Origin of the sequence: Paractinoplanes tereljensis (genome assembly GCF_016862435.1) — a bacterium.
GTDB lineage: Bacteria > Actinomycetota > Actinomycetes > Mycobacteriales > Micromonosporaceae > Actinoplanes > Actinoplanes tereljensis.
On sequence record NZ_BOMY01000008.1, the window covers coordinates 40,127 to 57,980 of the forward strand.

General features: G+C 69.6%; 16 protein-coding genes. 6 read left to right on the forward strand and 10 right to left on the reverse strand.

Annotated elements, in window-relative coordinates; genetic code table 11:
• The first annotated feature begins 17 nt into the window (after positions 1–17).
• Positions 18–1,478, forward strand: a complete 1,461-nt coding sequence (locus Ate02nite_RS05815; protein ID WP_203800091.1) for an NAD-dependent malic enzyme — start codon at positions 18–20, stop codon at positions 1,476–1,478.
• On the opposite strand, the gene Ate02nite_RS05820 is transcribed toward Ate02nite_RS05815, so the two are convergent.
• Genes Ate02nite_RS05820 through miaA form a run of 3 tightly spaced genes read right to left on the reverse strand, consistent with a single transcriptional unit; the run spans position 1,475 to position 3,926 of the window.
• The gene (locus tag Ate02nite_RS05820; protein WP_203800092.1) at positions 1,475–2,197 is read right to left on the reverse strand and encodes a glycerophosphodiester phosphodiesterase; all 723 of its coding nucleotides are present in this window, start codon (positions 2,195–2,197) and stop codon (positions 1,475–1,477) included. The genes Ate02nite_RS05815 and Ate02nite_RS05820 overlap by 4 nt on opposite strands.
• Complete coding sequence (gene dapF, locus Ate02nite_RS05825; protein WP_203800103.1) at positions 2,197–3,030, reverse strand: diaminopimelate epimerase; 834 nt, start codon at positions 3,028–3,030, stop codon at positions 2,197–2,199. Before dapF ends, Ate02nite_RS05820 begins: the two co-directional genes overlap by 1 nt.
• A gap of 8 nt (positions 3,031–3,038) precedes the next feature.
• Positions 3,039–3,926: a tRNA (adenosine(37)-N6)-dimethylallyltransferase MiaA gene (gene miaA, locus Ate02nite_RS05830; RefSeq protein WP_239147153.1), complete on the reverse strand. Its 888-nt coding sequence runs from the start codon at positions 3,924–3,926 to the stop codon at positions 3,039–3,041.
• A gap of 205 nt (positions 3,927–4,131) precedes the next feature.
• Between miaA and Ate02nite_RS05835 the strand changes: the two genes are divergently transcribed.
• Positions 4,132–5,340, forward strand: coding sequence for a DUF349 domain-containing protein (locus Ate02nite_RS05835; protein WP_203800116.1), 1,209 nt, complete (start codon positions 4,132–4,134; stop codon positions 5,338–5,340).
• 125 nt (positions 5,341–5,465) lie between these two features.
• Here the strand turns inward: Ate02nite_RS05835 and Ate02nite_RS05840 are convergent, their stop codons facing one another.
• Genes Ate02nite_RS05840 through Ate02nite_RS05850 form a run of 3 tightly spaced genes read right to left on the reverse strand, consistent with a single transcriptional unit; the run spans position 5,466 to position 8,870 of the window.
• Entirely contained in the window at positions 5,466–6,884 is a 1,419-nt protein-coding gene (locus tag Ate02nite_RS05840; protein ID WP_203800118.1) for a GGDEF domain-containing protein, read from the reverse strand.
• Positions 6,885–6,926: 42 nt separating this feature from the next.
• Complete coding sequence (miaB, locus tag Ate02nite_RS05845) at positions 6,927–8,414, reverse strand: tRNA (N6-isopentenyl adenosine(37)-C2)-methylthiotransferase MiaB (protein ID WP_203800120.1); 1,488 nt, start codon at positions 8,412–8,414, stop codon at positions 6,927–6,929.
• Between the two features lie 21 nt (positions 8,415–8,435).
• Entirely contained in the window at positions 8,436–8,870 is a 435-nt protein-coding gene (locus Ate02nite_RS05850) for a hypothetical protein (RefSeq protein WP_239147154.1), read from the reverse strand.
• Between the two features lie 140 nt (positions 8,871–9,010).
• Here Ate02nite_RS05850 and Ate02nite_RS05855 point away from each other — a divergent pair, with 140 nt between their 5' ends.
• From Ate02nite_RS05855 to Ate02nite_RS05870, 4 genes are read left to right on the forward strand one after another with little or no spacing between them, the layout of a single operon-like run.
• A complete protein-coding gene (locus Ate02nite_RS05855) occupies positions 9,011–9,754 on the forward strand; it encodes an amino acid ABC transporter ATP-binding protein (RefSeq protein WP_203800125.1) in 744 nt (247 codons plus the stop codon).
• 43 nt (positions 9,755–9,797) lie between these two features.
• On the forward strand, positions 9,798–10,670 hold the full coding sequence (locus tag Ate02nite_RS05860; RefSeq protein WP_203800128.1) for a glutamate ABC transporter substrate-binding protein: 873 nt from the start codon (positions 9,798–9,800) through the stop codon (positions 10,668–10,670).
• A gap of 60 nt (positions 10,671–10,730) precedes the next feature.
• Entirely contained in the window at positions 10,731–11,405 is a 675-nt protein-coding gene (locus Ate02nite_RS05865; protein WP_203800130.1) for an amino acid ABC transporter permease, read from the forward strand.
• A complete protein-coding gene (locus Ate02nite_RS05870; protein ID WP_203800132.1) occupies positions 11,402–12,268 on the forward strand; it encodes an amino acid ABC transporter permease in 867 nt (288 codons plus the stop codon). Before Ate02nite_RS05865 ends, Ate02nite_RS05870 begins: the two co-directional genes overlap by 4 nt.
• Before the next feature lie 3 nt (positions 12,269–12,271).
• On the opposite strand, the gene rny is transcribed toward Ate02nite_RS05870, so the two are convergent.
• The 4 genes from rny to recA form a co-directional block, all read right to left on the reverse strand.
• The gene (gene rny / locus Ate02nite_RS05875; RefSeq protein ID WP_203800141.1) at positions 12,272–13,996 is read right to left on the reverse strand and encodes a ribonuclease Y; all 1,725 of its coding nucleotides are present in this window, start codon (positions 13,994–13,996) and stop codon (positions 12,272–12,274) included.
• A 400-nt stretch (positions 13,997–14,396) separates the two neighbouring features.
• Complete coding sequence (locus Ate02nite_RS05880) at positions 14,397–15,632, reverse strand: hypothetical protein (RefSeq protein ID WP_203800144.1); 1,236 nt, start codon at positions 15,630–15,632, stop codon at positions 14,397–14,399.
• Positions 15,633–15,946: 314 nt separating this feature from the next.
• Entirely contained in the window at positions 15,947–16,693 is a 747-nt protein-coding gene (locus Ate02nite_RS05885; RefSeq protein WP_203800147.1) for a regulatory protein RecX, read from the reverse strand.
• Between the two features lie 14 nt (positions 16,694–16,707).
• A complete protein-coding gene (recA, locus tag Ate02nite_RS05890) occupies positions 16,708–17,754 on the reverse strand; it encodes a recombinase RecA (protein ID WP_203800150.1) in 1,047 nt (348 codons plus the stop codon).
• Between the last annotated feature and the right edge of the window lie 100 nt (positions 17,755–17,854).

The window sequence follows — 17,854 nt, forward strand, 5'->3', positions numbered from 1 at the left end:
ACGTCGGAGGACACACCGTGGTGACCACCCGCCTGCCCAGCGCAGGTTTCTCGATCACGATCCGCATCGCAGTTACCGCGGACGCCTCGTCCATCGGACGCCTCACCACGTGTGTCGGCGAGGCCGGCGCGATCGTGACGGCCCTGGACGTGGTCGACTCGGACCCCACCCGGGTTCTGGTCGACCTGACCTGCGACACCGCCGACTCGAACCACGCCGATCAGGTCGTGAAGCAGCTCGAGGAGCAGGATGGGGTAGATGTCCGGAAAGTGTCGGACCGCACCTTCCTGCTGCATCTGGGCGGCAAGATCGAGGTCAGCTCGAAGGTGGCGCTGCGTAACCGCGACGAGCTGTCCCGGGCATACACGCCGGGCGTGGCGCGGGTCTGCATGGCGATCGCGGAAAACCCGGCCGACGCCCGCCGCCTGACCATCAAGCGCAACACCGTGGCCGTGGTCAGCGACGGCTCGGCGGTGCTCGGCCTCGGCAACATCGGCCCGGCCGCGGCCATGCCGGTGATGGAGGGCAAGGCGGCGCTGTTCAAGCGGTTCGGTGGGGTGGACGCCTGGCCGGTGGTGCTCGACACCCAGGACACCGACGAGATCGTGCGGATCGTGAAGGCGATCGCGCCGGCCTACGGCGGCATCAACCTCGAGGACATCGCCGCGCCGCGCTGCTTCGAGATCGAGGCGCGGCTGCGCGAGCAGCTGGACATCCCGGTCTTCCACGACGACCAGCACGGCACCGCGATCTGCGTGCTGGCCGCGCTGACCAACGCGCTGCGGGTGGTCGGCAAGAACATGGCCGACGTGCGGGTCGTGGTCTCCGGCGCCGGTGCGGCCGGCACCGCGATCATGAAGCTGCTGCTGCGCCAGGGCGTGGGCGACATCATCGCGTACGACCGGAAGGGCGCCCTGCACCGCGGCATGCCCGACCTCACGCCGACCTGGCAGTGGCTGGCCGAGAACACCAACAAGGCCAACTTCGCCGGCGACCTGCCCGGCGCGATCGAGGGCGCCGACGTCTTCATCGGGGTCAGCGCGCCCAACCTGCTGACCGGCGACGACATCGCCAAGATGGCCCCGAAGTCGATCGTCTTCGCGCTGGCCAACCCCGACCCCGAGGTCGACCCGCGGGAAGCCCGCAAGCACGCCGCCGTGGTGGCCACCGGCCGGTCCGACCAGCCCAACCAGATCAACAACGTGCTCGCCTTCCCCGGCGTCTTCCGCGGCCTGCTCGACTCGGCCGCCGAGGAGTTCACCGAGGAGATGGCCCTGGCCGCGGCGAACGCCATCGCCGACGTGGTCGGCGTCGACAAGCTCAACCCCACGGTCATCGTCCCGAGCGTCTTCGACCCGAAGGTCACCCCGGCGGTCGCCGCGGCGATCCGCGCGGTCGTCCGCGGCGGCCACGCCCCGCACAACGCGGCCGCGGTTCCCGAGGTCGAGCTCGCCGAGGCTCCGGCCGAGACGTTCTAAGCGGACGTCCAGCCGGTCAGCTCGCCGAGGCGGTCGGTGATCAGGCCGGCGACGCCGGCCGCGGCCAGGGCCGGCCACCTGGTCAGGTCGTTGGCGGTCCACGGCATCACCTCGATGCCGTGGCCGGTCAGCTCGGCCACCCGGTCGGGGGCGGCCAGCACGTCGTCGACCGGCGGGTTGCAGCAGACCACGCCCAGCTCGCGGGCCAGCTCCACGGTGTCGGCCTCGAACGACATCCGGAGCAGGCCGCGGCGGACGTCGGGGGCGGCCGTGCGGACCAGTGCGACCACCTCCGGGTCGAAGCTCTGCACGATCGTGCGGGCCAGCAGGTCGCGCTCGGCGACCTGCTCGACGATCGCCTTGACCTGGTCGAGGGTCGCCGGTGGCTTGATCTCCAGCAGGATCGACGGGCCGGGCGGAGTCAGCAGGTCAAGCGTCGCGGCCAGGGTCGGCACCCGCACGCCCGCACAGGCCGGGGAGAACCAGGCGCCGGCATCGAGAGCCAGGACATCCGAAGCGGCCGCGTCCCAGACGTAACCGGTGCCAGAAGTAGTGCGGTCCAGGGTGCGGTCGTGGATGACCACCGGGACGCCGTCCAGGGTGGTGCGGACGTCGAACTCGACGTGGGTCGCGCCGGCCCGGACGGCGGCGGCGAACGCGGGCAGGGTGTTCTCCGGCGCCACGGCCGAGTAGCCGCGGTGCGCGATCCGGTGCCGCATCAGTCGAGGATCTCGCCGTTGGCCACCAGCACCGCCGGGCCGGCCAGCCACCAGCGGTCGTCGGCGTCGTGGGTCACCTCGAGGCGGCCGCCGGGCAGTTCCACGGCGACCTTCCCGGTCGTCAGGCCGGCGTCACGCAGAGCCACCGCGCCGACCGCGAGGGCGCCCGAACCGCAGGACAGCGTCTCGCCCGAACCGCGCTCGTGGACCCGCATTGCGACATGCCGGTCGAAACCGTCGAGCGGCGGGGCGGGGACGGTGAACTCGACGTTGACCCCGCGGCTGAACAGCGCCGTGTCGAAATCCGGCGCGACACTCAAATCCAGCGACGACAGCTCGACGCCGTCGTGCAGGGCGCAGACCAGGTGCGGATTGCCGCAGTCCACGGCCATCCCGGGGAAGGTCAGGGGTCCGGTTGTTGCGGTGCTCGCCGCGTACACCCGGGGGGTGGTCATGTTCACCCGGATGAGGTCGCCCTCGATGACCGCGACCACGACGCCGGCTCGCGTTGCCACCGGCAGGCCCGCAGGGCCGGGCGTGGCCAGCCCGGACGAGATCAGATAGCGGGTGAAGACGCGGACGCCGTTGCCGCACATCTCGGCGATCGAGCCGTCGGCGTTGCGGTAGTCCATGAACCATTCGGCGTCGGCGGCGAACGCCGCGCCGTCCGGGTCCTTCGCGGTGCGCACCACGCGCAGCACGCCGTCGCCGCCGATGCCGAATCGGCGGTCACACAGCGCCGCGACCTGGGATGGCGTCAGCTCGAGGGCGCCGTCCGGGTCGGCGATGATCACGAAGTCGTTGCCGGTGCCGTGGCCTTTGGTGAACAACACGCCGCCCATCATCCCGCAATCGCCAGAGCGTCCGCCACGAGTGTGTCCGACGCCCCGTCCAGCCAGTGGATCGCCGGATCGCGCCGGAACCAGGACCGCTGCCGGCGCACGAACCGGCGGGTGCCCTGCACCGTGTCCGCTTTAGCCGATTCCTCCGCCAGAACGCCGTCGAGCTGGGCGAGAGCCTGCTGGTAGCCGAGGGCGCGGGCGGACGTCCGCCCCTCGCGCAGGCCCAGCGGAAGCAACCCGCGCACCTCGTCCAAAAGCCCCCCGGCCCACATCAGGTCGACCCGAAGGGCGATCCGCTCGTCCAACTCGGCCACCGAGCGGTCCACCCCGATCTGCACCGACGGGTAGTGCGGGGTCGGCTTCGGCAGGGTCGCGGTGAATGGCCGCCCGGTCAGCTCGATCACCTCCAGCGCCCGGACGATCCGCCGCCCGTTCGAGGGAAGAATGGCCGCCGCGGCGGCCGGGTCCCACTGCTGGAGTCGCTCGTGGAGCGGTCCGGTGCCGGACGCGGCGAGCTCCTCCTCCAGCCGGGCCCGGATGGCCGGGTCGGTGCCGGGGAACTCGAACTCCTCCAGGACCGCGCGAAGGTACAGCCCCGAGCCGCCGACCAGCAGCGGAACGCGGCCCCGGGCCAGGATGTCGTCGATCGCCCGGCGGGCCAGCGCCTGATATTCGGCCACCGCGGCCGGCACCGTCACGTCCCAGATGTCGAGCAGATGGTGCGCGACACCCTGCCTCTCGGCGACGGTCAGCTTGGCCGTGCCCACGTCCATCCCCCGATAGAGCTGCATCGAGTCGGCGTTCACCACCTCACCGCCCAGTTCGTGGGCGAGAGCGATGCTCAGGGCGGACTTTCCCGCGGCGGTCGGTCCCACGACGGTGATCACACGCGGAACCACACTTGACGGCACGGAGCAACCGTAGGACAAGGTTTGGCCACGGTCATCGGCGGGCGCTTCCCCATAACCGGGTTGGACCTGTGACAATGCGCGAGAAAGAATGCCGATGAGAAGCTTTGGCGTTCCGCTGCGCTATGGCGGCGTTTGCCACCCTTGGACGGGGAGGCCGGCGCCGGGAGACTGAGGACGGGTTATGAACGACTGGACGGCTTTCGGACGCGTGGATGCCGACGGCACCGTGTACGTGAAGACCGCGGAGGGCGACCGGGTGGTCGGCTCCTGGCAGGCGGGCACTCCCGAGGAGGGCCTGGCGCACTTCGCTCGGCGCTTCGCCGACCTGGTCACCGAGGTCGAACTGGTCGAGGCCCGACTCAAGACCGGCGCGGCCGACGCGTCGCACTCGCTGGCCAGTGTGAAGCGTCTTCGCACCGAGCTGGCCGAGGCGCACGTGGTGGGCGACATCGACGGGCTCACCGCCCGCCTCGAGCGGCTCGCCGGAGTCGCCGAGGAGAAAGCCGGCGAGGCTCGCGCCGCCCGCGACGCAGCCCGGGTCGAGGCCCTGGCCCGCAAGACCACCCTGGTCGAAGAGGCCGAGAAGATCGCCGCCGACGCCACCGGCTGGAAGACCGCCGGCGACCGGCTGAAGGAAATCCTCGACGAGTGGAAGACCATCCGCGGCGTCGACAAGAAGACCGACGGCGAGCTGTGGAAGCGTTTCGCCGCCGCCCGGGACGGCTTCACCCGCCGCCGCGGCGCCCACTTCGCCACCCTTGACGGCCAGCGCAAGCAGGCCCAGGGCGCGAAGGAAGACCTGGTCACCGAGGCCGAGGGCCTGGCCGAGTCGACCGAGTGGTCGAGCACGGCCAACCGCCTCAAAGAGCTGATGAACGAGTGGAAGGCCGCACCGCGCGCCGCCAAGGAAGCCGAGCAGAAGCTCTGGGAGCGGTTCCGCGCCGCGCAGGACGCCTTCTTCACCCGCCGCAGCGAGGTCTTCACCGCTCGCGACGCGGAATACAAGGGCAACCTCGACAAGAAGCAGGCCATCCTCACCGAGCTCGAGGCGATCGACGTCGACGCCGACCCGCGCGCCGCGCAGAACAAGCTGCGCGACGCCCAGGCCGCCTGGCACGACGCCGGCCGGGTGCCGCGTGAGTCGTCCGCGTCGCTCGACCGTCGCTGGCGGGCCGCCGAGGAGCGCATCCGGGTCGCGATGGACTCGGCCTGGCGCAAGACCGCCCCGCAGGACAATCCGCTGCTGAAGCAGATGCGGGAGCAGGTGGCCGAGGCCGAGGAGAAGCTGGCCCGGGCCCAGGCCGCCGGTGACAACCGCCGCATCAAGGAAGCCGAGCAGGCGTTGTCCTCCAAGAAGCAGTTCCTCGCGCTGGCCGAACAGGCAGGCTGAACAGGCCGGCTGAAAGAAAAGGTCTGAATAATACGGGCGCCGAACGGTCCCGTATCAGCACGGCCAGGTCCGCGGTCGGACCTGGCCGCTGCGCCACTCTCGCGTGTAGCGATGGATGACGACCGCTACGCGGTCGCGAGGCTGAGCACGCCGATCGCCTTGGACTTCTTGGCCTCGTACATGGCCATGTCGGCCCGGGTCAGCACGTCGTCGGTGCGGTCGCCGGGGACGGCGTGCGCGACGCCCACGCTCACCCCGATCCGCACCTTCTCGCCGGCCGCGACCAACTCCCGGCCGACCAAGCCCCGGATCCGGTCCGACATCGCCTCGACCGCGCCCGGCCCGCGGCAGATGACCACGAACTCGTCACCGCCGAACCGGCTCACCAGGTCGTCCTCGCGCAGCCCGGCCTGCAGATGGTCGGCCACCGCGACCAGCAGGTCGTCGCCGGCCGCGTGCCCGAGCCGGTCGTTGACCGGCTTGAAGCCGTCCAGGTCGCAGAAGAGCACCGCCAGCTCCGCCGGATCGGTCCGCAGCTCCTGGTCGATCCGGTCGACGCAGGCGGCCCGGTTCGGCAGCCCGGTCAGCGCGTCCGAGGTGGCCAGCCGGTGCAGCGCCCGCTCGGCCTCCCGGCGGGCTGTCGACAAACGGGCGATCCGCACCATGACCAGCGGGATCAGCCCGGCCGACGAGAGCGCGATGAGCACCCCGTCGGTGGGCAGGCCGAACATCGCCCGGCCGCCGCCGACCAGCGGCCCGAGCGCCAGCATGAACCCGAGGAAGGTCAACCGGCCGGTGGTCAGGTCGTCCACCGGTTTCGGGCCGCGAGTGGTCACCGCCGACACCGCCGGATGCAGCGCGGCGCAGCCCAGCGCCGCGTAGCCGGCCAGATAGACGTTGTTGGTCCAGTCGGCCCGCACCCCGTCGTCGAAGGCGAGCGCGCCGCTCACGCTGCCGACCAGGCTGAAGCCCAGGCCCAGGGCGAGCAGCCGGACCGGGGCCAGCTCACGGCCCGCGCCGGCCGAGATCCGCACCATCGCACCCAGCGTGCCGGCCATCATGAAAATGCTCAGGAAGGTGCCGATCTGCTGTTCGATCGGGATGTTGTGGGCGGTGAACGCGGGCAGCATGACGGTGTCCCAGAGCAGCCCGGAGAGCGCGACCGCGGTGATCACCGAGTCGATGATGCCGCCCACGTCCCCACGGCCGCGCTGCACGATGACCACCAGCGCGGCCGCGAGAACGCCCAACGCCCCGCCGGTCAGGAAGATGTCGGCGGCGCTGCCGTCACCGCTGAGCCGGCCACCCCAGGTGACCAGCCAGATCCAGATGAAGTTGCCGACGTTGTAGAAGATCATCCCGGCCAGCAGCGCCCACCAGGCCTGCTGTGAGCCCCTGGGCGCCCGCCGCAACGCCATCACGACCGGCGGCAGGACGCTGAGCGTCACCACCAGGAACGGCCAGCCGCGCAGGTCGAACGGCCACACCAGGTACGTCGCCACCAGGGCGCCGGCGAGGGCGGCATAGACGCGCAGAGTGGCCACGGGTCGCCAATCGGCGGCCTCGCACCCGAAATGAGACTTTTGTCAGACTGCGCAGCCACCGGTGGTCGCCGGCAGCGGCGCCGGGACACCGATCGTGGGCAGGCCCAGCGAGACGCCCTTGAGCTTCGGGGTGCGACCGGCCTCGGACGCGTCGCCGGCCCGGGTGCGGCGGTGCGACAGCGGTGCCCCGTCGGCGTTGAGGTGGTGCGGGGCCGCGTAGGTGATCACGGTCTCGACGATGTCACCCGGTCGCGGGGTGGTGTCCCCGGTCGCGAAGTGGACCAGCCGGCCGTCCCGGGCCCGGCCGCTCATCCGGCCGGTGCGCTCGTCCTTGCGGCCCTCGCCGACCGCGACAAGCACCTCGACCTTCCGGCCCACCAGCTTCTTGTTCTCTTCCCAGGTGATCTCCTCGAGGAGGGCGATCAGCCGGTTGTAGCGGTCCTGGACGACGGCCTTGGGGACCTGCTCCTCCATCGTCGCGGCCGGGGTGCCGGGGCGCTTCGAATACTGGAAGGTGAAGGCGCTGGAGAACCGGGCCTGGCGGACCACCTCGAGGGTCTGCTCGAAGTCTTCCTCGGTCTCGCCCGGGAAGCCGACGATGATGTCGGTGGTGATCGCGGCGTCCGGCATGGCAGCCCGGACCTTCTCGATGATGCCCAGGTATTTCTCCTGGCGGTAACTGCGGCGCATGACCTTGAGCAGCCGGTCGGAGCCGGACTGCAGCGGCATGTGCAGCGAGTGGCAGACGTTCGGCGTCTCGGCCATCGCGGCGATCACGTCGTCGGTGAAGTCCTTCGGGTGCGGGCTGGTGAACCGCACCCGCTCGAGGCCTTCGATCTCGCCGGTGGCGCGCAGCAGCTTGCCGAAGGCGAGCCGGTCGCCGAACTCGACGCCGTACGAGTTGACGTTCTGCCCGAGCAGGGTGACCTCGAGGACACCCTCCTTGGTCAGCGCCTCGACCTCGGCCAGGATCTCGCCCGGGCGGCGGTCTTTCTCCTTGCCGCGCAGCGCCGGCACGATGCAGAAGGTGCAGGTGTTGTTGCAGCCCACCGAGATCGACACCCAGCCGGCGTAGGTCGACTCGCGCTTGGTCGGCAGGGTCGACGGGAACACCTCGAGCGACTCGAGGATCTCGACCTCGGCCTCCTCGTTGTGCCGGGCCCGTTCGAGCAGCGCCGGCAGCGAGCCGATGTTGTGGGTGCCGAAGACGACGTCGACCCAGGGGGCCTTCTTGACGATGTCGCCGCGGTCCTTCTGCGCCAGGCAGCCACCCACGGCGATCTGCATGCCGGGGTGTTTGAGCTTGGTGGGGCGCAGGTGGCCGAGGTTGCCGTAGAGGCGGTTATCGGCGTTTTCCCGGACCGCGCACGTGTTGAAGACCACGACGTCGGCCGCGTCGGGGTTCGCGGCCCGCACGTAGCCCGCATCCTCCATCAAGCCGGAGATGCGCTCGCTGTCGTGCACGTTCATCTGGCAGCCGTAGGTGCGCACGTCGTAGGTGCGCGCACTGCTCACAGTCTCGGTAGTCATGGCAATTGACCAGGGTACTGCTTACACCGCCGCGGGCCGCTCCGGCGTCCGGTCACAATCGTCGCCGGTGCATGGCCGCAACCCCCGCCGCTCCGGGCCGTCGTCGGTCTCGACCTCGTCGACGTGCACCAGTCGCAGCGTGCCGTCCGGTTCGGCCAGCACGTACCGCGAGGGGTCGAAGGAGTCGTCCGGCAGCAGGACCGCGGCATCGAGCCGGACCGCGACGGCGCTCGCGGCCGTTGCCTCGGCCACTTCGGCCGGGGCCAGGTAGATATCGGCAAGTGTCGGAAAGTCGCCGCCGACCAGGTAGACGTCGCACATCACCGCGTCGCCGCCACCCAACGGCGTCACGGTGCGTTCCAGCGTGCCGGCGATGGCGCCGCACACGCGATCCGCGTCAATTCGTTTTCCGATCGCCCAGTTCCACAGGCCGGGTGTCGGATCCCCGTCAGCCATACCGAACATGGTGGACAATGCCTGGGCCTTCCATCAGTTAAGTTACCGCCCTGTGACCATTCTCGGTGTGAACCGATACAAGGGTCCAATTAGAGTGTGCCCATCCGGGTGATCCGCGACGAACGGACGGTGGTTCAACAGTGTCCGACGAGGCTCTCATCGTCCTCGAGAACGTCAACAAATACTTCGGTCCGCTGCATGTGCTCGACGACGTTAACCTCTCGGTCGCCCGCGGCGAGGTGGTCGTCGTGATCGGACCGTCCGGTTCCGGCAAGTCCACGCTCTGCCGCGCGATCAATCGACTGGAACCGATCAATTCGGGGACCATCACGTTCGACGGCAAACCGCTGCCTGCCGAGGGCCGGGCACTTGCCCGCCTGCGCAGCGAGGTCGGCATGGTGTTCCAGTCCTTCAATCTCTTCGCACACAAGACGATCCTGCAGAACGTGATGCTCGGACCGATCAAGGTGCGTAAGGAGAAGTCCGTCGAAGTCCACGAGCGGGCCATGTCGCTGCTCGACCGGGTCGGCATCGCCAACCAGGCGGAGAAATATCCGGCCCAGTTGTCCGGCGGTCAGCAGCAGCGGGTGGCGATCGCCCGGGCCCTCGCGATGCAGCCCAAGGCGCTGCTTTTCGACGAGCCGACCAGCGCGCTCGACCCCGAGATGGTGGGCGAGGTGCTCGACGTGATGACGTCGCTGGCCCGGGAGGGGATGACCATGGTGGTGGTCACTCACGAGATGGGTTTCGCGCGGCACGCCGCCAACCGAGTGGTGTTCATGGCCGATGGCCAACTCGTCGAGCAGGCTCCGCCCGCAGAGTTCTTCGCCAATCCGAAAAGCGATCGGGCCAAGGACTTTCTCTCCAAAATTCTTACTCACTGACTCTTTGTCCGAAGCGGAAGAAACGATTTCGAGGAGCGTAATCATGCGCATCACCCGATTGGCAGCGACGTTCGGCGCATTGACCATGGCGCTTGCCGTGGCTGCCTGTGGCGGAGACGACTCCGGGTCCGACGGCGGTAGCGGCAGCGGCAGCACCGCGTCCGGCATCGTGGGCAAGGCCGAGAAGGACAAGAAGCTGACCATCGGCGTCAAGGCCGACCAGCCGGGTCTCGGTCTGCAGACCGGTAGCACCTACACCGGTTTCGACATCGAGATCGGCAAGATCATCGCCAAGGGCCTCGGCGTCGACGAGAGCGGCATCACCTGGAAGACGACGGTCTCCGCGAACCGCGAGCCGTACATCCAGCAGGGCCAGGTCGACATCGTGGTGGCCACCTACACGATCAACGACGAGCGTAAGCAGAAGGTCAACTTCGGCGGTCCGTACTACATCGCCGGACAGGACCTGCTGGTGCCGGCCGCGTCGACGATCACCGGTCCCGACCAACTGGCCGGCAAGAAGGTCTGCTCGGTCAGCGGTTCCACCCCGGCCAAGCGCATCCAGACCGACTACAAGGACGCCCAGCTGCAGCAGTTCGACTCGTACTCGAAGTGCGTGACGGCGCTGGCCGGCGGTCAGGTCGACGCGGTCACCACCGACGACATCATCCTGGCCGGTTACGCCTCCCAGGATCAGTACGCGGGCAAGTTCAAGGTCGTCGGCAAGCCCTTCAGCACCGAGCCGTACGGCATCGGCGTCAAGAAGGAAGACTCGGCGGGCTGCACCAAGATCAACGACATCCTGAAGGCCGCCGCGGCCGACGGGTCGTACAAGAAGGCGTGGGACGACACGCTCGGCAAGAGCGGTAAGGCCGCGCCCGAGCTGGACACCTCCAAGCTCACCAACTGTTCCTGATCTCCCGGTAATCGGCGGGGCCGGTCCTCCGGCCCCGCCTTCGGTTTTTTGAAGGGCGCCATGGACGTCTTTTCCGATTCGTACAATCTCGACGTTTATGTGACTGGGTTCCTCTGGATCCTGAAGCTCACGGCCGCCGGCACGGTCGGCGCTCTGGTTATCGGCACGCTGCTGGCCGCCATGCGGGTCTCCCCCGTGCCGGTGCTGCGCGGCTTCGGCACCGCCTGGGTGAACATCTTCCGGAACACCCCGCTCACGCTGATCATCTTCTTCTGCTATTTCGGCCTGTATTCGACGCTCGGCGTCACGCTCTCCGACAACCTCGAGCTGAACAACTACTGGCTCGGTGTCGTCGGCCTGTCGGTCTACACGGCCGCGTTCGTCTGTGAGGCGATCCGCTCCGGCATCAACACGGTGCCGGCCGGGCAGGCCGAGGCGGCCCGGGCGATCGGCATGACGTTCCGGCAGACCCTCACGCTGATCGTGCTGCCGCAGGCCGGGCGGGCGGTGGTCGCGCCGCTGGGCAGCATCCTCATCGCGCTCTGCAAGAACGCGACGATCGTCGGCACGATCGGCCTCATGGAGTCGTCGAACGCCATGAAAGACCTGATCAACTCGAACGGCGACAAGGTCTTCACGATCTTCTTCATCTTCGCCGGGACCTTCGCGATCGTCCTCATCCCCACCGGCTACGGCTTCGGCTGGCTGGCCAACCGACTGGCGGTGAAGCGATGAGCACGGACGCGGTTCTCTACGACCACCCGGGCCCGCGCGCCCGTGCCCGCAACCGCATCCTCACGGTGGTCTTCGGGGTGGTCCTGGCCGGGCTGCTCTACTGGATCTACCACCGGTTCGACGAGAAGGGCCAGTGGGCCGGCAGCCTCTGGAAGCCGTTCACCCAGAGCAGCACCTGGACCGACTACATCCTGCCCGGCCTGCAGGGCACGCTCCAGGCCGCGGCGATCGCGATGGTCCTGTCGCTGGCCTTCGGCATCCTGTTCGCCGTGGGGCGGCTCTCCGACCACTGGTGGGTGCGCATCCCGTCCGGTGTCGTGGTCGAGTTCTTCCGGGCCGTACCCCTGCTGTTGATGATGTTCTTCATCTTCTTCGGCATCCCGTTCGTCACCGAGAAACCGATGTCCCCGCTCTGGGCCGTCGTCATCGCCTTGACCCTCTACAACGGGTCGGTGCTGGCCGAGGCGTTCCGGGCCGGCGTGCGGTCGGTGCCGTCCGGGCAGAGCGAGGCGGCGTACGCGATCGGCATGCGCAAGGGCCAGGTGATGGGCCAGATTCTCATCCCGCAGGCGGCCCGGGCCATGCTGCCGGTGATCGTCAGCCAGCTGGTGGTGCTGGTCAAGGACACCGCGCTGGGCTACATCATCAGCTACAGCGAGCTGCTCCAGCTGGGCGTCAACAACGTCGCCGCCAACTTCGGCAACGTCATCCAGGCCGCGATGGTGGCCGCCGTCATCTACATCGCGGTCAACTCGACGCTGACCGCGGTGGCCGGCTGGCTCTCCCGCCGCACCCGGCGGAGCGGCAAGGCCCCGCGCGCCCCTCGACCGGCCGGCGCCCTGGTGGGCACCGCCGAGCCGTAGGAGTTACCGGGCCAGTTCCGTGACGCGGGATTCACGAACCACCGTGACGCGGATCTGGCCCGGGTAGGTCAGCTCTTCCTCGATCTGCTTGGCGACGTCGCGGGCCAGCACGGCCGCGCCGATGTCGTCGATGTCCTCGGGGCGAACCATCACCCGGATCTCGCGGCCCGCCTGCATCGCGAACACCTTCTCGACCCCGACCTTGCCGGCGGCGATCTCCTCGATCCGCTCGAGGCGCTTGACGTACGCCTCCAGGCTCTCCCGCCGGGCCCCCGGGCGCCCGCCCGAGCAGGCGTCCGCCGCCTGCGTCAGGACCGCCTCGATGGTCTGCGGGGGCACCTCGTTGTGGTGCGCCTCGATAGCGTGCACCACGTCTTCCGACTCGCCGTACTTGCGGGCCAGGTCGGCGCCGATCAGCGCGTGGCTGCCCTCCACCTCGTGGGTGAGCGCCTTGCCGATGTCGTGCAGGAACGCGGCCCGCTTCATCGACGGGATGTCCAGGCCCAGCTCGGCCGCCATGATCCCGGCGATGTGCGCGGTCTCCACGAGGTGCTTCAGCACGTTCTGGCCGTACGAGGTGCGGTAGCGCAGCCGGCCCAGCAGCTTCGCCAGCTCCGGGTGGATGTCGGTGATGCCGACGTCGACAAGCGCCTCCTCGGCGGCCCGGTCGCAGAGCCGGTCCACCTCGTTCTTGGCACTGTCGAAGACCTCCTCGATGCGGTGCGGGTGGATGCGGCCGTCCAGGACCAGCTTCTCCAGGGTCAGCCGGCCGACCTCCCGGCGAACCGGATCGAAGCAGGACAGCAGCACCGCCTCCGGGGTGTCGTCGATGATCAGGTTGACCCCGGTGACCGACTCGAACGCCCGGATGTTGCGGCCCTCGCGGCCGATGATCCGGCCCTTCATCTCGTCACTCGGCAGGTGCAGCACGCTGACCACGCTCTCCGAGGTCTGCTCGCTGGCGATCCGCTGGATGGCGTCGACGACGATGCGGCGGGCCCGGGTGTCGGCCGTGTTCTTGGCGTCACTCTCGATGTCCCGCACCATGATCGCGGCTTCCCGCTTGGCCTGTGCCTCGATGTCCGACACCAGCTCGGCCCGGGCCGCCTCGGCGGTCAGGCTGGCGATCCGCTCCAGCTCACGGCGCTTCTGTTCCTCCTGCTGCTTGATTTCCGCTTCCCGGTTGAGGAGAGCGCTTTCTCGGGACGACAGATCCGCATCCTGGGTGCCCAGCCGACGCTCCCGCTCGACCAGCCGCTCCACCTCGTCGCCGTGCAGCCGCTCCCGCTCGTCGATCCGGGCGGCGCGGCGCTCCACCTCGGCGGCCTGCTCCTTCGCGGTCGCGTTCAGCAGGGCCACCTCCCGCTCACCGGAGCGGCGGGCGGCCGAGCGGACCTGCTCGGCGTCGGCCTCGGCCTGGCGGTGGGCGCGCTCCAGGATGGTGTCCGCCTCGCTGTGCGCGTCCTCCAGGACCCGGCGGGCCTCGGCCCGGGCCGAGGTGGCCTCGGCCTTGGCTGCGGCGACCTCGGCGCGTACGGAGGCGGCCTTGGCGTTCGCGTCCGCGACCTTCGCCTGGGCGGCACCGACGGCCTGTTCCTCGCGCTCCTGGGCGTTGGCGCGATCGCTCTGCATCTGGCGCAGCGCCCGCGCTCCGAACAAGAGCCCGGCCACCACCAGGGCGCCGAGGACGACGATCGCCACCACGAGCACCCAGTACGGGGCGGTCATCTCGCCGCGTCTCCCTTCGCCGCCCGGCGCGTTGTGCGCGCGCAGGCTGTCTGCGGGATGCCCGACCAAGGCTCGTTGCAACCGCGACAAGGCTGCGCCGAGCCACGGCGCGCACTGTTGCGCACGCCGGACGCGACCGCCATGTATGTCTCGCCGGGGGCGGCGCGGTCTGCCGCCGTCCTGGCCGAAATATTCGCTTCAGTGACCCCTGGGGGTCACAAGTGATGCCGCAATGTAATGCGATCTATGTTGTGCTTGTTGCATGCGATGGTCGGACACACCTTGTGTAACGCGAGGCTAGGTCGCAAGTACCACTTCGGTCAAGGTTCCATGATTCGCCCGGGTATGGGACGTAGGGCACAGATCTGCTTACCCGCAGCTCACGATCCCGGTGGGCAATTCAGGCGTACCTGTCCCATAGATCACGCATCGGCGCCCAGCTTCCCCCGAGCTGATCTTTCCAGTCCGCGATGAGATTGGCGGATATGGGCGAATTCTCGTCGTCCCACCACAATCCCGCGACCGTCTTGGTCTCGCTGCCCTCGGTCACCCGGGACGCGTTCTCAGCGTAGTGGCCCTGAGTGCGGTTCGACGGCGCCGGGCGCCGGAACGGCTCGAGGACACCGGGCGTGAGCGTGTGCGCCCCGAGGTTCTGGCTCTGCGCGACCTCCCAGGCCGCGTTCTGGTCCTCGACCGTGTTGTATTCGATGAAGTACAGCGCCAGGCCGTCGAGGTTGCAGGCCACCCGGGTCGTCTCCCCCGCGCTGGCCACGGGGCCGCCGGGTTGACCGCTGCGCTTGCAGTCCGACACGTACGGCAGCCAGCCCTCGACTATCGCGTCCAGGTCGGTGCCGGCGAAGACGGGCTTGTTGATCTTCACCTGGTTCTGCTCGAACTTGCTCAGCTCGGTCGACACCGTGGGCTTGGCGGGCTCGGGCGCGGTGGAGCGTCCGACGAAGAAGCCACCCGCGCCGAACAGCAGGAGCCCGGCGACCAGGCCCGCGGCGATCCCGACGAACAGGCGGCCGCGGTTCGGCGCCGGCGTCGGCTCGATGCGCCGGCCGCCGAAGGAGGACGGTGCCGAACTCAGCGGGTCGGCCGCCGAGCCCGGGGTGACCATGGGCCAGGCGCCGCTCTCCTGGAACGGGCCGTAACCGTACGGATTGCCGCTGGTCGGCTGGGCGGCGTAGGGGTTGCCGCTCATCGGGTCGGCCGCGGAGTAGCCGTGGGAGGGCGCGAAGCCCTGACCACCGGATGCGGGCACGCCGCTCGCCGGGTTGCCACTCACCGGATTGCCGCTGGCCGGGTTGCCACCCACCGGGCTGCCGCTCGCCGGGCTGCCACCGGCCGGATAACCGCCTGCCGGGTAACCCCCGGCGGGGTAACCGCCTGCCGGATAGCCGCCCGCCGGATAGCCGCCCGCCGGATAGCCGCCCGCCTGGTAGCCGCCGACCGTCGGGTACGCGCCGCTCGCCGGGTAGTGGAGGCCGGGAGCGCCGCTCGCCGGGGCGGTGCCGGCCGGGTAGCCGCCGGTGGGCGGGGCCGACTGCGGGTGGATCGGGCCGTGGGCGGGATATCCACCCGGGGCCGCCGGCGCGGGAGTCTGCGCCGGGAGTTGCGGGTGCGCGGGAGGCACGGAATAGGTTGTGTCGGCCGGCGGAGAACCCGCACTTTGCCCGACGATCGGCTCGGTCGACTCGGCACCCTGATGAAGGGGACCGTAGCCCCGCGCGTTGCTCTGCGAGTCCTCGGTCACGACCCAGGAGATTACCAGGCAGTCGCCAACGCCGATGTCCCGCGAAGATCGTTAACAGCACGTCACATCGACCGATGGGAGACGCCTCACACCCGGCCCACGCTCGATCGGCGGGGGACGCCCCGTGCTCGGTCGGCGGCGTCGGCCCGCGCTCGATCGGCGGGGACGGCCCGCGCTCGATCGGCGGGGACGGGCTAGCCGAGGCCGGACGTCTCGTCGGCCAGGGCGTCGGCGTCTATCTGGTCGGCGAACTCGGCTGCCTCGGCGTCTCGGGCCACCAGGGCGTCCTTGACCGCGCGGAAGGCCACCCCCGCCGGGTAGCCCTTGCGCGCCAGCATGCCCACCAGGCGGCGGAAGACCGCCTCGGGTGGGCCGGTCGCGGTGCGCAGCTTGCGGTCCACCAGGGCGCGCGCCGTCGCGGCCTCGTCATCGTCGTCGAGGGTCTCCAGCGCCTCGCTTGCCACCTCGGCGTCGACCCCGCGCTGGCGCAACTCGTTGGCGAGCGCCCGCTTGGCGAGACCACGCCCCTGATGCCGGCTGGACACCCAGGCACGGGCGAACGCCGCGTCGTCGATGATGCCGACCTCGTCGTAGCGATCGAGAACCTCGGCGATCACCTCGGCCGAGATCTCCTTCCGGGCGAGCACCTTCGTCAGCTCGGATCGCGTGCGTGGGCGCACCGCGAGCTGTCGCAGGCAGATCTCCCGGGCCCGCTCCGACTCGCTCTGCTCACTCGCCCCGGAGCCTCTCTGTTCCCGGGCCCCGGGTGTGGCGGAGTATCCGCCCGGCGAGGCTCGCCGGCGACGGGCGGGAACGTTGCCGCGTTCCGTTTCGTCGCCGTCGAGCCCGCCGGGCGGTTGCTCAGCGGCTGACCCGCGCGTGGTCCGGGGCGGGAGGGCATCCCATCCGCGCCCGGACCGTGCGCCGCGTCGTCCGGTCATCAGGCGTTACCCGATCAGAAGTCGACCGGCGGCAGCTCGGGGCCGCCGGCGGCGTCCCCGGTCGTCTGGCCGACGCCCAGCTTCTCGAGGATCTTCTTCTCGATCTCGGCGGCAACGTCGGGGTTTTCCTTGAGGAATTCCCGCGCCTTTTCCTTGCCCTGGCCGAGCTGGTCGCCGTCGTACGTGTACCACGCGCCGGACTTGCGGATGATGTTCTGCTCGACGCCGACGTCGATGAGCGAACCCTCGCGGGAGATGCCCTTGCCGTACATGATGTCGAACTCGGCCTGCTTGAACGGCGCGGCCACCTTGTTCTTCACCACCTTGACGCGGGTGCGGTTGCCGACCACGTCGGTGCCGTCCTTGAGGCTCTCGATGCGGCGCACGTCGAGACGCACGGACGCGTAGAACTTCAGGGCGCGACCACCGGTCGTCGTCTCGGGCGAGCCGAACATGACGCCGATCTTCTCGCGGAGCTGGTTGATGAAGATCGCGGTAGTGCCGGAGTTGTTCAGGATGCCAGTGATCTTCCGGAGCGCCTGGCTCATGAGCCGGGCCTGCAGGCCGACGTGGCTGTCACCCATCTCGCCCTCGATCTCGGCGCGCGGCACGAGCGCGGCCACCGAGTCGATGACGATGACGTCGAGCGCACCCGAGCGGATCAGCATGTCGGCGATCTCGAGCGCCTGCTCACCCGTGTCGGGCTGGGAGACGAGCAGGGCGTCGGTGTCGACGCCGAGCGCCTTCGCATAGTCGGGGTCGAGGGCGTGCTCCGCGTCGATGAACGCCGCGATGCCGCCGTTCCTCTGGGCGTTGGCCACGGCGTGCAGCGCGACCGTCGTCTTACCACTGGACTCGGGGCCGAAGACCTCGATGACCCGGCCGCGCGGCAGGCCGCCGACGCCGAGCGCCACATCAAGCGCGATGGAGCCGGTCGGGATGACGGCGGTCTGCACGACCGGCCGCTCCCCGAGCCGCATAACCGAGCCCTTGCCGAACTGTTTGTCGATCTGCGCCAGCGCCAGATCGAGGGCCTTATCTCGGTCAGGTCCTGCCACCATGTCCGCCACCCCTGTACTCGATTTGCCAGGCGTCTTCGCCGCTGTGCCTCTGTTCATCACCACGCGCTACAAGGTAGGCGGTGGGTATGACAAAAATCTT